Origin of the sequence: Pseudomonas sp. UBA5706 (genome assembly GCF_002419965.1) — a bacterium.
In the GTDB taxonomy this organism is placed as follows: Bacteria; Pseudomonadota; Gammaproteobacteria; order Pseudomonadales; family Pseudomonadaceae; genus Aquipseudomonas.
This window is the reverse complement of sequence record NZ_DIHC01000006.1, coordinates 26552-42481: the sequence shown is the minus strand read 5'-3', so window position 1 is coordinate 42481 and position 15930 is coordinate 26552. Positions and strand designations below refer to the sequence as shown.

Here is a 15930-nt window from a genome sequence, read left to right as displayed (position 1 = left end):
GTTCCCTGTTTATTACTGTTGTTTATGGATGCTGTGCAGGTAGTGTTCGGCGACATCCAGCATGCGATTGGCAAAACCCCATTCGTTGTCGAACCAGGCCAGGACATTGACCAGGCGAGGCCCGGAAACCCGTGTCTGGCTGGCATCGACGATCGCCGAATGCGGGTCGTGGTTGAAATCACAGCTGGCGTGGGGCAATTCGGTATAGGCCAGCAGCCCCTTGAGCGGGCCGCCGGTGGCAGCCGCGCGCAGGATGCGGTTGATTTCCAGTGCATCGGTATCACGGGCGACCTGCAGCGTGATATCCAGGCACGAGACGTTCACCGTCGGCACTCGAACAGCTTTGGCCTGAATTCGGCCTGCAAGTTCCGGAAGCAACCGCTCGATGCCCCGCGCCAGACCAGTGGACACCGGAATGATCGACTGAAAAGCCGAGCGTGTGCGCCGCAGATCTTCATGATGATAGGCGTCAATCACCGGCTGGTCGTTCATCGCCGAGTGAATCGTGGTGATGGTGACGTACTCCAGCCCCAGCTCGCGATCGAGCAAGTCCAGCAACGGTACGCTGCAGTTGGTGGTGCAGGATGCAGCCGAGACCAGACGCTCGGCACCGGTCAAGGTTTGCTGGTTAATGCCGTAGACGATGGTGGCATCGACATCGCTTTCGCTGGCCATCGGCTGGGAAAACAGCACCCGCGGCGCGCGTGCTGCCAGGAAACGCTCGCCATCGGCACGGCTGTTATAAACACCCGAGCATTCGAGCACCAGATCGACGTCCAGTGCGTCCCAGTCGATGCCTTCCGGCGTCGCGCTGCGAAACACTTTGATGACGTGATCGTTGATGTGCAAATAATCGCCTTCGACCCGAACTTCGCCGGGAAACCGGCCATGTGTGGAGTCAAAGCGCGTGAGGTATTCGAGGCTGGCCATGTCGGCCAGATCGTTGATCGCCACCACATCAAACCCCGCCTTCGCGCCCCGCTCGCACAACGCGCGCAGCACGCAGCGGCCGATACGACCGTAACCATTAAGGGCGACTTTATAAGGGCGGGGCTGAGGCATGGGATTCTCGGGATTTTGAACTGCATGAAGAACCTGTGGGAGCGCAGTCATCCGCGAATGGGTCGATGCGGTGAACTTGATTCACACCGCACTGGCCCTGGCGTCCGTTGCGACGCCCTCGCGGATGACTCCGCTCCCACAGTATTGCAACCGCTTGCGACCGTAATCAGTCTTCCAGCAGCTCTTCAGCCGTGGAAAGGATGTTCTCCAGCGTGAAGCCGAACGCTTCGAACAGCAGGTTCGCAGGGGCCGACTCGCCGAAGGTGGTCATGCCGATCACGCGGCCTTCCAGACCCACGTATTTGTACCAGTAGTCGGCATGTGCGGCTTCGATGGCAATGCGCGCGCTGACTTCCACTGGCAGGACCGACTGCTTGTACAGCGCATCCTGAGCCTCGAAGACGCTGGTGCACGGCATGGAAACCACGCGCACGTTCTTGCCTTCAGCGGTCAGCTTGTCGAACGCCTGAACGGCCAGACCGACTTCCGACCCGGTTGCGATCAGGATCAGGTCCGGCTCGCCATTGCAGTCGCGCAGCACATAGCCACCGCGGTTGATGTTCTCCAGTTGCAGCGCATCGCGTGCCTGATGCTGCAGGTTCTGCCGGGAGAAGATCAGCGCCGACGGACCGTCGTTGCGCTCGATCGCGTGCTTCCAGGCCACTGCCGACTCCACGGCATCGGCCGGGCGCCAGGTGTCCAGGTTCGGCGTGGTGCGCAGGCTGGTCAGCTGTTCGATCGGCTGGTGAGTCGGGCCGTCTTCGCCCAGACCGATGGAGTCGTGGGTGAACACATAAATGATGCGCTTTTTCATCAGCGACGACATGCGCACGGCATTGCGGGCGTATTCCATGAAGATCAGGAAGGTCGCGCCGTACGGCACAAAACCGCCGTGCAGGGCGATACCGTTCATGATCGCGCCCATGCCGAACTCACGCACACCGTAGTGCAGGTAGTTGCCGCTGGCGTCATCAGCGAAGATGCTCTTGCAGCCTTTCCAGATGGTCAGGTTGGAGCCGGCCAGGTCAGCCGAGCCACCGAGGAATTCGGGCAGCAACGGGCCAAAGGCGCTAAGTGCGTTCTGGCTCGCCTTGCGGCTGGCAACGGTCTCGCCCTTGGCATTGACTTCAGCGACGTACGCTGCGGATTTCTCGGCGAAGTCGGCTGGCAGCTCGCCGCTCATGCGACGGATCAGCTCGTTGGCCAGCTCAGGGAATGCAGCGGAATAGGCAGCGAAGCGCTGATCCCACTCGGCTTCGGTCGCCAGACCTTTTTCCTTGGCGTTCCACTCTTTATAGATGTCGGCCGGGATTTCGAACGGACCGTGGGTCCATTTCAGCGCAGCGCGGGTCAGGGCGATTTCATCGTTGCCCAGTGGTGCGCCGTGGCACTCTTCCTTGCCCTGCTTGTTCGGCGAGCCGAAACCGATGGTGGTCTTGCAGCAGATCAGCGTCGGCTTGTCGCTCTTGTGAGCGGTGTCGATGGCAGTCTTGATTTCTTCGGCGTCATGGCCGTCGACGTTGCGGATCACCAGCCAGCCGTAAGCCTCGAATCGCTTGGGCGTGTCATCGGTGAACCAGCCTTCGACTTCACCGTCGATGGAGATGCCGTTGTCGTCATAGAAGGCAACCAGTTTGTTAAGCCGCAAAGTGCCCGCCAGCGAGGCGACTTCGTGGGAAATGCCTTCCATCATGCAGCCATCACCCATGAACACATAGGTGTGGTGGTCAACGATGTCATGGCCTGGGCGGTTGAACTGGGCAGCCAGGGTCTTTTCAGCGACAGCGAAACCGACGGCGTTGGCGAAACCCTGACCCAGCGGGCCGGTGGTGGTTTCAACGCCCGGGGTATAACCGTATTCAGGGTGGCCCGGCGTGCGGCTGTGCAATTGACGGAAGTTCTTCAGGTCGTCGATGGACAGGTCGTAGCCGGTCAGGTGCAGCAGCGAGTAGATCAGCATCGAGCCGTGGCCGTTGGACAGGATGAACCGGTCACGGTCAGCGAACATCGGGTTGCTCGGGTTGTGCTTCAGGTAGTCGCGCCAAAGGACTTCAGCGATATCCGCCATGCCCATCGGGGCACCGGGGTGGCCGCTGTTGGCCTTTTGCACGGCATCCATGCTGAGTGCACGAATGGCATTGGCACGCTCACGACGGCTTGGCATCGCTGATCTCCTGAGGCTGAAAGAAGTGGATCTGAAAAAGGCGGCCATTTTCCCTCAGGCACTGCTTCGGGGCAATGACAGATCACGCCTCAGCGTATTTTTCACCCGCTATCGGCGCTTTTTCGTGCAGCACGCCGAGCCCAAGCCTGAAAACGGCAAAATAGCGGCGCCTGCCGGTTGTCACCTGAGCCAATATCAAAACTTTTTGATATTGATCTTGCGACAACCCTAGTCGCTAACTAGACTGCCAACCCTATGAATCTACGCGCGCCGGCCCTTGAGCATGATCAAAGCGACGAACTGGCTGCCTTATGCAAGGCGGGTGGCGACCCGCTGCGGCTCAACGTGCTGCGCGCCCTGTTCAACGATTCGTTCGGCGTGCTGGAACTGGCGCAGATTTTCGCCATTGGTCAATCAGGCATGAGTCACCACCTCAAAGTGCTGGCCCAGGCGGATCTGGTGGCCACACGCCGCGAAGGCAACGCGATCTTTTATCGTCGCGCCCTGCCCCACACCGAACGGACCGGCGGCAAGCTTCATGCGGCGCTGCTCGAAGAGGTCGATGGCCTCTGCCTGCCAGACGATGTTCAGGCCCGCATTGGCCTGGTACACCGTCAGCGCGCCAACGCCAGTCAGGACTTTTTCGCACGCACTGCGCAAAAGTTTCGTGCCCAGCAGGACCTGATCGCAGGACTGCCCCAGTACCGCGACAGCCTGTTGTCGCTGCTGGACAAACTAAGCTTCGACGCCGACGCCACCGCAGTGGAAGTCGGCCCCGGTGACGGTGGTTTTCTGCCTGATCTGGCGCAGCGCTTTCAACATGTCACGGGGCTGGACAACAGCCCGGCCATGCTCGATCTGGCGCGCAGCCTCTGTAAGCAGAAGGCATTGCACAACGTGGAGCTGAAACTGGCCGATGCGCTGTCCGACGCTAATGTTCAGGGTGACTGCATCGTCTTGAACATGGTGCTTCACCACCTTGCGGCGCCAGCCGAAGCACTCAAACAGCTGGCCAACCTGCTGAAACCGGGCGCGAGCCTGTTGGTCACAGAGTTATGCAGCCATGACCAGAGCTGGGCCAGGGAGGCCTGTGGCGATCTCTGGTTGGGCTTCGAACAGGAAGATCTGGCCCGTTGGGCCATCGCTGCGGGGCTGGTCCCCGGGGAAAGTCTGTACATAGGTTTACGTAATGGTTTCCAGATCCAGGTCCGCCATTTTCAGCGACCGGCTGGCGACACTCACCATCGGTAACACTCAGGAAACCCGTCGAGATGAGCGAATACTCCCTTTTCACCTCCGAGTCCGTGTCCGAAGGGCATCCGGACAAAATCGCCGACCAGATCTCCGATGCAGTGCTGGATGCCATCATTGCTCAGGACAAACACGCACGTGTTGCGGTGGAAACCCTGGTCAAGACCGGCGTTGCGATCGTTGCCGGTGAAGTCACCACCAGTGCCTGGGTCGACCTGGAGCAGATCGTTCGTGACGTGATCAGCGGCATTGGCTACACCAGCTCCAACGTCGGCTTCGACGGCGCAACCTGCAGCGTGATGAACATCATTGGCAAGCAATCGCCCGACATCAACCAGGGTGTTGACCGCGCCAAGCCTGAAGATCAGGGCGCCGGCGACCAGGGCCTGATGTTCGGCTACGCCAGCAACGAAACCGCAGCGCTGATGCCCGCGCCGATCGCGTTCTCGCATCAGCTGGTGCACCGTCAGGCCGAAGCCCGCAAATCGGGCCTGCTGCCATGGCTGCGCCCGGACGCCAAATCCCAGGTCACCTGCCGCTATGAAAACGGCATCGTGGTCGGTATCGACGCGGTCGTGCTGTCGACCCAACACAACCCGGAAGTGGCCTACGCCGACCTGCGTGAAGGCGTGATGGAGCTGATCGTCAAGCACGTGCTGCCTGCCGAGCTGCTGCACAAGGACACCCAATTCCACATCAACCCGACCGGCCAGTTCATCATCGGTGGCCCGGTAGGCGACTGCGGTCTGACCGGTCGCAAGATCATCGTCGACAGCTACGGCGGCATGGCCCGTCACGGCGGCGGCGCGTTCTCCGGCAAGGACCCGTCCAAGGTTGACCGTTCGGCGGCCTACGCCGGGCGTTACGTTGCCAAGAACATCGTTGCGGCCGGTCTGGCCGAGCGCTGCGAGATTCAGGTCTCCTATGCCATCGGCGTTGCGCAACCGACGTCGATCTCGCTGAACACCTTCGGCACCGGCAAGATCAGCGACGACAAGATCGTTCAACTGGTGCGCGAGCACTTCGACCTGCGTCCGTACGCGATTACCAAGATGCTCGACCTGCTGCACCCGATGTACCAGGAAACCGCAGCCTACGGCCACTTCGGGCGCACGCCGCAAACCAAGACCGTGGGCGACGACACCTTCACCACGTTCACCTGGGAAAAAACCGACCGCGCCGACGCCCTGCGTGCTGCTGCCGGTTTGTAACGCCCGATAGGGAAACGACGTAAGAAAAAGCCCCTGCCGATGAAAATCGTCAGGGGCTTTTTTGTGAACGTGCACTCGGCAGCCCTCGCCGCGAGAAGCAGCAGCCTGCAACTATCGGAAGACCGATGAAAAGCCCCGTGAGAGCGAATTCATTCGCGATGCGACGTAACAGTCGAAAGCGTTTCGTGGCCTGAAACATCTGCCGCATTGATGCAGTCGGCGGCGTTGTAATGAGTCGCAAAATGTTTATTCCAGACACATTCACGAATAAAAACGACACACCGATGTAGGACGCGTCTGAAATTTACCGCTATTCTCCTGCGCGCGTTGCGGCTCTATCGTTCTCGGCTTACCCTCTTTCGCGTCGCTGATTCCAGCGACCGGTTTTGACAGACCGATTCCTTTAGCGCAACGCCAGCAAACATCTGCAGCGCTCATGCCTGTAGGTGCGCTATGGCGGCTGTTAGTGGGGCACACTTGTGTGCGCCAGCTTGCTCTTGGACTGGTCTGTCAACCCGCGTACAGCCGCCACCTTTTGATTGACAGCGAGGGGTATCGGCTCAATTCCAAGAGGATTCACAATGATTCGATCCACGCCGCATCCCCCCGAAATACCCGTCACAAGATCCACCCCTTTCGGGCTCAATATCGGCAGCCAGAACCTGTTCACCGTGCAACCGGGCATCCATGTTGAAGACGCCCTCACACTTGTAAGCGAATACCTCAACTGCGCCGCCGCCACTGCCTATGAATCAGCGGATAACACCCCGCCGGAATTCCGCCCCCTGGCCAGAGCCGTGGTGCACCAGATCGAAGCCGCCAAGGCGCTGCTGGATGCATCGATTGCCGGCCTGGGCGATGTTTTACGCGAGTCCCAACCCCCCCGAACGCGCCCGTCCAGCGATCCGGCCTGCTAAAAAGCCATAGCCGCCCAGCGCAAAAAATGCCCCTGACACAGCACGTTGTCAGGGGCATTTTTTTGCGCGCCCCTTTTGAGGCTCACGCAGCCAACATATAGCGATTCGCGATTCACCCTATCTCGAACCCTTCTAGCACGGGGCCTTCACGCCCGCCATAGAGCGGCTAGCCTTTTCAGAAGACCCGAACAGGTCGCAATTTTCAACCAGCGTCAGCAATGCGGTTCAGCCGCGACGCGTCTTGGCCCCACCTGCGCCAACTCTCTGAATCAAGGAAGAATCCGCCATGCCAAGCACTACCAACACGCCCGCCGCCGCCACCTACGCCACGCTCTTTCCCGAACAATTGGCCGACAGGTGTGCACCCGATGCACTGGAGGCCAACAGTGGCCCGGTCGCCTACCTGCATGCCCTGTATCAACAAGCACTGGCGCTGGAAGCGACCAGGCCAGGTCGGAGGGCACCAAAAGAATCGAGCGAACGCTTTACGCTGGCGCAACGCCGACCCGACATTGGTGAGCTGCTGCTGAATCAGGAGGGCCTGGAAAAACAGATCCCTGCCTTGACGTTGGCAATCAGCGCCCTCACCCGCCAGGCGCAGGCCCATGCAGGACAGAATACGCCCTTGGCCGAAGCAGTCAGCAAGGCGCAGCAGCGTGTCGGGTTGCCGTTTCACTATCCCCTGGCGCAGATCCAGGCCGTGTTGCGACACAAGGAGCTGTCGCTGTTCGACCTGCTGCAACAATCCGAATACAGCTTCCCCGATTTTTGCCATGGCAACCTGCGTACCGATGAGCTGCGGCAGATCATGCGCACCGCAACCGGTTTCAGCCCGGCATTGCAAAAACTGCTGCAGGACGATGACCTGAACGATAGAGAGGACTTTTTAGCTACCCGCTTCAGCACGACCGGAAGTAATGCATCGGCAGCCAGTAAGTTGAATAGCGTCGAATTTTTCTGCCAGAAAACAGGGGTCAAACCCGAGGACGTATTGGACTTGCTGGCCATTGCGGGCGTCGACGACGGCGCCAGCAAAGGGGTAACCAGCGTCAAAACGTCCACCGCTTACCAGGTGGCCGGCAGCAAAACGGCGGACGGTAAACATTACGGCGCGGTGTTCATCAACAATGGCGAATCCAAGAGCCTTTCGCTCAGAGACACCCTGTCAGGCCCCGGCATCCAATTGGAGATCACGGACGCCACCGCCGCCCACTACGCCCGGATTCATAAACTCATCCATCTGGCGCATGCGCTTGAGTTGTCCTTTGCCGAAACCGATTTGTTGCTGATGTCAGCCCTGCGCGCTGAAGGTCAGACCAAAGACTTCCACATCACCGCCAATACCCTGCGGGCAATCGGGGTCTTCCGCTTCTTCAATGAAGCCTACGACGTTAAGGTCGAGCAATTCGCCGCGCTGATCCACGAAGTGTCGCCCTATGCCGTCGGGGACAAGGTGCCGTTGCTCGACCGCGTGCTGGACGGCCCTGGCAGCGGCCAGTTGGCGGAAATCGACGACAGGCTGAGCATCGATGATGGCACCTTCGACCCGGCTGAAAAGGTTGACGGCGATGGCAAAAGCGCCGCCAGCTCGACGATGGGGCGCTTGTGCAGGGCGCTTGGCTTGAGCGAACAGGTGGCCAATGATTATCTGAAACAGGTCACCAAGGCACTTGGCCAAACAAAGCCCAAACGATCGCTGGCGTTACTGTCTTCACTCTATCGTCTGAGCCGCCTGCCACGCCTGCTGCGCTTGAGTGCGAACGAAGGCGCCAACCTGATTGCCCTGCTGACCCTCGGTAACGACCAGGTGCAGGGCATCGTGGCTGGCAAGGGGCAGATCAGCGACGACCCGGACAAGGCAGACATCCTTGACGTACTCATGGCGCTGGCCAACGCCGAACGCTGGTTGCGCCGCAATGAATTGACGCCTTCGGTAGTTTTGGCACTGTTGAGCGCACCCAAAGCCTCGGATCAGGTGTTGAATCAGATCGAAGCGGCACGCGAAAAAGTGCTGGGTGAAGCCCCACCTGACGTTGCGGGCACCTGCCTTTCAGAGCTAAACATCCGCAGCGTTCCGAAAGCCAATGAAGCGTTTGAAGCAAAAAACAGCACCTGGCTGACGGTACTCGAGGACTACCTCGATAAAAACGGCCTGATCAAACCCCGCCTTCCGGCGGAGCCCACATTACGGAATGAGCTGGTCGACCTGCTCAGGGGAAAACTTAAGAAAAACGCGGGAGACGCCGCCGACTTGGCCCAGGCACTGGCTACGGAGCTGACCAACGCCCGCATCAAGCAGGAAGACCTGGCCAAGGACGTCTTTAAGCGCATGTTCGCCAACAGTTTGGAGCCAAGCCTTGCGTCCAGCTATGCGCTGGCCTTGCTGAGATGGATTAAAAGAAGCCCCCTTGACCTGCTTTCAGACCTGCTGGTGCCTGTACCTGCGAACCAGGCACAACGCACTCGCTCCTTCGCATTGTGGAGCGACATGGCGCGCTACACGCTCGCGATCAGCCTCACCGGTTTAAGCCCGGCGGGGCTTGAGGCACTGATAGAGCATCCGCAATGGTTCGCCTTTAAAAACGACAACACTCAATCTCCCATCTCGAACGAGTTGAACCTGGCTTTGCTGTACCAAATCACACGCTACCGTGCCTGGATCGGCATCTGTCGTGAAAACGGGTTTGATGAAGGCAATGCACTTGGCTATTTGTCGAGCCTGCGTGCAAGTAATGAACCCGCAGCGGTCGAGGCCGCAGCCAGTCAGCTTGGGAAGTTTATTGGTTGGGATATGCAAGAGACGTTATTAGCACTGCCGCATGACATGGTATCTACCTCCACAACACGGAAACCAGAAAAGAATACCGTTAAAACCAAGGAACCTGCGAAGAAAAGTGGGACGCTGGACGAGTTCATTACTTGGCTAACAGCAGACGAGATCAAGGCATACAGCGATCAGAAATCAAAGATCTTTATGCCAAGCGCATTACTGTCATCTTTTTTTGATCACGGTCATCACAGTTACTCTCCAATAGTTGACGGGACTAATAGAAAATTCAAAAAATTCTTGTCCGAGAACCCAGGCCCACTGCTTTTAACGCCAGAGCAATACAACGAAGCTGATTATGATCCGAAATATTGGGCAAAACTGTTTGAGGAAATAAAAGCAAGCGGCAAAACTCCAGTACTTCCAAAACCTCTGGAAATGAGAATGATTGGCGCACCGGTTGAAGAGCCACCTGACACTTCAACGCCAACAACAGATGCCCCCACTGTGTTCGCTAAAGAAGGTGATGCTCGTGTACCTACAACAATGCGTGATATCGACGTCGTACTACGCCTGCGGTCGCTAAGTGCCACTACAGGCCTTTCTTGCCAATCGCTATTGGGCGTCTCATGGCTTGATGAAGCGTCCAGCTATGCAGCGTTTCATACCGCCGGCTTGTTACTGCTCGGCGCCTGCACTGATGAGGCACGAGAAGCCATCGAGCCTGGCCTGCAAGTAAAGTGGCGTGATGCGCTGGTGGATTATCTGCTGAGCGAGTGGGTGCCGAAAGATGCCGGTCGTCAAGCCGCTTTGATCAGTGTCGATGACCTGTCCAGCTATTTCCTCACCGATGTCAGCGTGACTTCGCAGGCCAGAGACACGACTGCCATCACCCAGGCCGTCGCAAGCCTGCAGCATTACCTGCATCGGTTGTTTTCCCATTTGGAGCCCGGCTATAGCGCCAGTCTTTTCCCGGGCGGGGCCGACAGTGCATGGCAGCGCTACCTGAGCCACTACGGCACATGGAAAGAATGGCAGGCCCAGTTCAATCACCCGGAAAACCTGATTTATTACGCTAATCGTCCAAACAAGACCGCTGCCTTTCAGGAACTGGAAGTTGAGGTCAATCAGGGCAAGCTAGACACAGAACTGCTGCACACGGCTGTGTGCAACTACCTGACCAAGTTCGAGAAGCTCAGCAACTTGCAGATTGTCAGTGGCTACCTGGACGGCCACGACCCGAAAAACGATACCTATCACCTGATCGGTAAGACCAACACCTCGCCAGCGGAATATTACTGGCGCTCGGTGGACATGGGCCTGCGCGATGATCGGCAACGCCTGAGCCCGCTCGCCTGGAGTGAGTGGGAAAAGATCACGCTGCCGGTAAGCGGGCAGATCGCGCAGAGCAGTTATGACGAGCCGGTGGTAACAACAGTGACAAATGCCGATGGGAAGCAGGAGTCCAAAACCATCACAATCCCTCACACCAGCGACGCTATCCGCCCGGTGATCATTGCCGGCCGGCCCTATGTGTTCTGGGTGGAACGAGGCGTCACAGGCCTGCCCAGTGCCGATGAGAAAAACCAGACGCCTACCAAGTTCAGGAAACTCTCTGTGCAATATGCTTATCGGCAAAGCGACGGATTCTGGAGCACGGCCAACGAATTACTGTGTCTGGACGGTACAGAAAACGGTGAGCGTTTGGCTGACAAGGACGCAAACAACAAACCCAACGCTTATTTAAAAGACGACACGTATATTCCAGGCCTTATTGTTTTCGTAGACATGGAGGGCGCACGCGCCACTGATCCTTGGCTTACCGTAATCCTTTATAACTGCAAGAGAGAAGGTAAGGGATTAGGAACGCTGAACGATGATTACTTTTTCGAGGCAAGGGATTTATTGCTGATTGAGAAAAAACCAATACCAAAGGATATCAAAAACAAAAAAAACAGCAAAGACAGCTTCGTAATGACTGTATTTAAGTCGTATAAAGACATACGAAAAGTTCAGCACACATTTGACGGCCAGGTAGTATTTATAAAACAGATTAGCAATACGGTCTATACAGCAAGATCCAAAAGTCCGATTGATGAAAATTTTTCCTTGGAACTCTTTACACTTACCATAGAAATTACCGACTCACAGCTTAAAAAAGCAATTATTAAGGCCAATCTCCCGCCGCTGCATAATAATGCTGCACTTATGGTAAAAAGGCCCGACAACGACCGCTTAGAGGCATTGAAAGTTAGCCTAATAATAAGGGAAGACCATGTGATAGCAGTACACACTTATGATTTTACCTTTGACAAACAAGGAGATTATACTTTCTTCCTAAAAGACCGCTCTAATGATAGGGACTTTGAAAAGAAAATTATCTTTAACTTTTTAACCAGCGACACGGACGAATTCTGGGATGTGATGATCGTTAAAAACACTGAACAGGCCCAGTTTCTCGATCTGAGATCGGCAAACAAAACTCTCCCCAAACTTCCATCCAATAGCGTTCGCCTTAATACTCTGTTTGGCAAACAACTGGTAGCCCGTGCCAGTGAAGGCGTTGAACGTGCCTTGGGTTGGGACACTCAAACGTTGAAGGAACCGACCATCGACGAGGCTGAGCCCAACCCGCGCGTTGATTTCCACGGAGCCAATGGTCTGTACTTCCGTGAATTGTTCCTGCACCTGCCGGCGCTGATTGCCAGCCGCCTTACCGAGCAGCAGCAGTTCGAAGAAGCAGAAAGCTGGTACCTGCATTACCTGTTCGACCCTTACCGCGCCTTGCCCGGGGAGGATGGCCGCCCTGCTTACTGGAACACCCGGCCACTGGCGGAGGTGGGCAGCCTGACTTCCGAACTGCGCAAGTCCGTGGACCCTATTGCACGGGCCTTCATCCTGTCGCGCTATTACCGGCAGGCTGTGTTCCTGGACCTGGTGGAAAACTGGCAGCGCCAAGGCGACCACTATTATCGGCAGCTGACCCTCAGCAGCCTCAATCACGCCTGGTTGTGCTATCAGCAGGCACTGAAATTGATCGGCCCGCTGCCGGAGCGCGCTGCCGTGTCGCGCTGGAGCCCGGTGCCTTTGGCTAAGGCGAGCGAAAACAGCTTCCGCATGCCAGTCAACCAGCGGGTGATCGAGGCCAGGAAACTCCTCGAACGGCGTTTGTACAACCTGCGCCATGGCCTGACCCTAGACGGCAAGGCCTTGCCAAACCTGGGCTGGGGCGACGAAGGAGGTGACCCGTTTGCTTCCGCAAAAGGTGGGCTGAGCATCATCACCGGCACTTACAACAGCAACCGCGCACCGGTTCCGGCCTACCGTTTCCGCCAGTTGCTGCCCGCAGCCCGTGCCGCTGCCCAGCAGTTGCTGGATATGGGCCGGCATTATATGAAGTTGATGGAAGATGAGTTCAATACATCGCTGTCGGTATTATTCAAGGCTCAGGAAATCAGGATGTCCGACTTCACCCTGCAATTAGGTAAAGAAAACATAAATTCCATAAAGGCAAAAAAACGTGAACTTGAATTGAGTCTTGAGGCTGCTGAATTCAGAAAGAATCATTGGGCCGGTTTGCTGGAAATTGGACGGTCGCCCCGAGAGGAAGCCGCGACAGCAATGACCTGGACAGCAGGCGTGCTCAAGTACGCGGCCATCCCCGCCGAGATCGTTGCCGGAGGCATCGATGGCGTGGTGCCCACCATCCTGGGCATGGCTGTGGGGGGTACTCGGCCTGCCGAGCTTACTCGAATGGGATCGAAAGCCATGTCGATGTCCAGCACGGCATTGAGCTTCCTGGCCAATCAGCTTCAAACCGAGTCTGGGTACGAACGTCGTGCCACCGGATGGACGTTCGATATGCGTCAGGCCGAATGGGACATGAGACTGATCGATCAGCAAATCACGGAAACCAATATTGAACTCAATGCTTCCACTATCAGCCTGCAACAAGCCCGACAAGAACGGAAAAACCTGGAGGAAGCCTACGTTGCTATGACCACCGGCTTCACCATCATCCCGATCTACAACTGGCTCGTCGCGCGTCAGGAGCTGCTCTACGGCGCAGCCTACGACGCCGTGCTGTCGCTGTGCCTGAGCGTGGAAGCGGCCTGGCGTTATGAAATCGGCGACTACAAACGCGAGGCGTTCATTAAAACCAGTGCCTGGAGCGATTCCTACAAAGGCATGCTGGCGGGCGAATCGCTGTTGGTCGACCTGCAGGAGATGGAAAATGCCTGCTTGCTGGCCAACGAACGGCGACTGACGATCAAGAAAACCTTCAGCCTCAGGAAGCTGCTGGGGGAAAAAAATTGGACGGACAACGTCAAAACGCTTGCCCAGGGCGACTCACTGGCGTTTGGGTTTGCAGCCAGCGAGTTCGATAAAAACTACCCCGGTCATTATCTGCGTCAGCTCAAGCACGTGTCGGTGTCACTGGTCATGGAGTCGGGGCAACAATTGGAGGAGTTGTCCGCCATCCTTACACAAGCAGCCAACATGACGCTGGTCGAGCCAGATCTGCAAGGCGCCGACTACTTATACAGCGAAGGCAAAACGCCACCACCTGAGAGCATCAAGCGTAATCTGCGGGCGCAGCAGCAGATCGCACTGTCTTCGCAAGTACAGGAGGACGGGCTGGGCTATGGGCCGGGCGATTGGGTCTATGAATTGATGTTCCACGACGGCCGTTATCTGCCCTTTGAAGGGACCGGGGCGATTTCGCAGTGGCAGTTGGAAATTCCTGATAGCGATATGGCCAAGTTACTGATCACTGGCGCCAATCCGGTTGTGAAGGATATCCAGATCAACCTGGTTTACAGCTCACTGGCCGGTACAAGTGATTTCGTAAAACACATCAAGGACCTGCACAAGCGGCCTGCTAAACCCGATGCGCCGGCAAAAACCTCCTGACACTGACAGGGCTGCGTCCACGGCGATATGAATCGCCGTGGGCGTTTGCGTTGTGCTGCTCACCCGCCACGCCCTAGGTGCACTACTGAATCAAGGAAGAATCCGTCATGCCAAGCACTACCAACACGCCCGCCGCCGCCACCTACGCCACGCTCTTTCCCGAACAATTGGCCGACAGGTGTGCACCCGATGCACTGGAAGCCAACAGTGGCCCGGTCGCCTACCTGCATGCCCTGTATCAACAAGTACTGGCGCTGGAAGCGACCAGCGAATCGGACGAACGCTTCACGCTGGCGCATCGCCGACCCGACATTGGTGAGCTGCTGCTGAATCAGGAGGGCCTGGAAAAACAGATCCCGCCGCTGACCCTTTCGATCAATGCCCTCACCCCAGACCAGCAACACCACGCTCGTCAAACCAGAGAGCGCGGGCGCCGAGTACCTGTACACACCAACCGCCACATCGCCGGCCAGCATCAAGCGCAACCTGCGCGCCCAGCAACAGATCGCCCTGTCGTCCTCGACGTTGGAAGACGGCTTGGGCTTTGGGCCGAATGAATGGGTGTACGAACTGATGTTTCATGACGGTCGCTACTTGCCGTTCGAGGGCACAGGCGCCATTTCGGACTGGCAGTTGCACGTGCCCGGCAGTGAGTTCGCCAAGTCGCTGATAAACGCGAACGGGGAATTGGTCGTCACAGACATCCAACTCAATCTGGTGTACACCGCGCAGCCCGGTGGCAGCGCCCTGGTCGATAAAATCGCAACGTTGCGTAAAGACATCCGAACCTGATGCGGCTTGATTTCGGTCCAAAGCACGCTTGCCAGACCCCTGCCGATGACGATCGGCAGGGTTTTTTTCGTTATGCGCGCCGTGCTACCAGCAAAAACGACGCAGCGCTGGCCAACAAGCCCGCGCACAGCCGATTGAACAAGCGCTTGCCACTCGGTCTGGCGAACAGGCGGCGAGCGTGGATACCCATGTAGCCATACAGGGCGATGGCCATGCATTCGAGCGCCAGAAACATCGCGCCCAGTTGTACGAACTGGGTAGTGACAGCACCTGAGTGATCGACAAACTGCGGCAAGAATGCGGTGAACAGCAGAATCGCCTTGGGGTTGCCGATGGCGACCAGAAACTCTTGCTGCGCCAGCCGCCGCAGTCCGCCTTGCGCGGTCGTTTCTTCAATGTGGGATTGCGCCGAAGCGCGCCACAGTTGGATGGCCAGGTAGAACAGATACGCCGCGCCAATGATCTTGATCACGTGGAACAGCCATTCTGAAGTATGCAAAACGGCAGTCAGACCTACCGCCGCCAGGGCAATCATGATCGCGAATGCCAGCAGCCGTCCTAGCCCGCCTGTACACGCGCGGATAAATCCGTAACGCGAGGCGTTGCTGATCGACAACAGGTTGTTAGGGCCAGGGGCCATGTTCAGGGCGAAGCAGGCGGGAATGAAAACGGCGAGGGTCGAGAGGTCCATTGCTGGGCGTCCTTTCAGGCACAGAATTAAGGCACCATTTTGCATGCCGCTTGAATGGGCTCAAGAGACAGCTGCAAAACGAAATGCATCGGGACTGTACCGCTCGCTGACGCTGAGCAATAAAGGCCGCCTCACCGCAGGCGGCCTTGTTGAGGCGGGTA

At 57.4% G+C, this 15930-nt stretch carries 10 protein-coding genes; 7 read left to right on the top strand and 3 right to left on the bottom strand.

From position 1 onward, the window contains the following. Window positions 1–12: 12 nt before the first annotated feature. Together epd and tkt are read right to left on the bottom strand one after the other, a co-directional pair. Window positions 13–1062 (bottom strand): erythrose-4-phosphate dehydrogenase, encoded by a 1050-nt coding sequence (gene epd / locus B3I26_RS03085; protein ID WP_296254983.1) that lies wholly within the window; start codon window positions 1060–1062, stop codon window positions 13–15. 166 nt (window positions 1063–1228) lie between these two features. Next, the gene (tkt, locus tag B3I26_RS03080; RefSeq protein WP_296254982.1) at window positions 1229–3226 is read right to left on the bottom strand and encodes a transketolase; all 1998 of its coding nucleotides are present in this window, start codon (window positions 3224–3226) and stop codon (window positions 1229–1231) included. Between tkt and B3I26_RS03075 the strand changes: the two genes are divergently transcribed. The 7 genes from B3I26_RS03075 (at window position 3195) to B3I26_RS03045 (ending at window position 15078) form a co-directional block, all read left to right on the top strand. Further along, on the top strand, window positions 3195–3458 hold the full coding sequence (locus tag B3I26_RS03075; RefSeq protein ID WP_296254981.1) for a hypothetical protein: 264 nt from the start codon (window positions 3195–3197) through the stop codon (window positions 3456–3458). The two genes, tkt and B3I26_RS03075, sit on opposite strands and share 32 nt — an antisense overlap. Before the next feature lie 23 nt (window positions 3459–3481). Next, entirely contained in the window at window positions 3482–4477 is a 996-nt protein-coding gene (locus B3I26_RS03070; protein WP_296254979.1) for an ArsR/SmtB family transcription factor, read from the top strand. Between the two features lie 20 nt (window positions 4478–4497). Next, the gene (gene metK / locus B3I26_RS03065) at window positions 4498–5688 is read left to right on the top strand and encodes a methionine adenosyltransferase (RefSeq protein ID WP_296254977.1); all 1191 of its coding nucleotides are present in this window, start codon (window positions 4498–4500) and stop codon (window positions 5686–5688) included. A gap of 581 nt (window positions 5689–6269) precedes the next feature. Continuing rightward, a complete protein-coding gene (locus B3I26_RS03060; protein ID WP_296254976.1) occupies window positions 6270–6605 on the top strand; it encodes a DUF6124 family protein in 336 nt (111 codons plus the stop codon). 286 nt (window positions 6606–6891) lie between these two features. After that, entirely contained in the window at window positions 6892–14286 is a 7395-nt protein-coding gene (locus B3I26_RS03055) for a neuraminidase-like domain-containing protein (protein WP_296254973.1), read from the top strand. Between the two features lie 107 nt (window positions 14287–14393). Further along, window positions 14394–14843 (top strand): Tc toxin subunit A, encoded by a 450-nt coding sequence (locus tag B3I26_RS03050; RefSeq protein ID WP_296254971.1) that lies wholly within the window; start codon window positions 14394–14396, stop codon window positions 14841–14843. Beyond that, window positions 14728–15078 (top strand): hypothetical protein, encoded by a 351-nt coding sequence (locus B3I26_RS03045; protein WP_296255082.1) that lies wholly within the window; start codon window positions 14728–14730, stop codon window positions 15076–15078. Before B3I26_RS03050 ends, B3I26_RS03045 begins: the two co-directional genes overlap by 116 nt. Before the next feature lie 70 nt (window positions 15079–15148). Here the strand turns inward: B3I26_RS03045 and B3I26_RS03040 are convergent, their stop codons facing one another. Continuing rightward, a complete protein-coding gene (locus B3I26_RS03040; RefSeq protein ID WP_296254970.1) occupies window positions 15149–15769 on the bottom strand; it encodes a LysE family translocator in 621 nt (206 codons plus the stop codon). Window positions 15770–15930 lie beyond the last annotated feature (161 nt).

Bases quoted from the DNA above. Each gene is read 5' to 3' on its own strand.
- epd (WP_296254983.1), bottom strand. From the start codon at position 1,062: ATGCCTCAGCCCCGCCCTTATAAAGTCGCCCTTAATGGTTACGGTCGT.
- B3I26_RS03075 (WP_296254981.1), top strand. From the start codon at position 3,195: ATGGCATTGGCACGCTCACGACGGCTTGGCATCGCTGATCTCCTGAGG.
- B3I26_RS03050 (WP_296254971.1), top strand. From the start codon at position 14,394: ATGCCAAGCACTACCAACACGCCCGCCGCCGCCACCTACGCCACGCTC.
- metK (WP_296254977.1), top strand. From the start codon at position 4,498: ATGAGCGAATACTCCCTTTTCACCTCCGAGTCCGTGTCCGAAGGGCAT.
- B3I26_RS03060 (WP_296254976.1), top strand. From the start codon at position 6,270: ATGATTCGATCCACGCCGCATCCCCCCGAAATACCCGTCACAAGATCC.
- tkt (WP_296254982.1), bottom strand. From the start codon at position 3,226: ATGCCAAGCCGTCGTGAGCGTGCCAATGCCATTCGTGCACTCAGCATG.
- B3I26_RS03040 (WP_296254970.1), bottom strand. From the start codon at position 15,769: ATGGACCTCTCGACCCTCGCCGTTTTCATTCCCGCCTGCTTCGCCCTG.
- B3I26_RS03070 (WP_296254979.1), top strand. From the start codon at position 3,482: ATGAATCTACGCGCGCCGGCCCTTGAGCATGATCAAAGCGACGAACTG.
- B3I26_RS03055 (WP_296254973.1), top strand. From the start codon at position 6,892: ATGCCAAGCACTACCAACACGCCCGCCGCCGCCACCTACGCCACGCTC.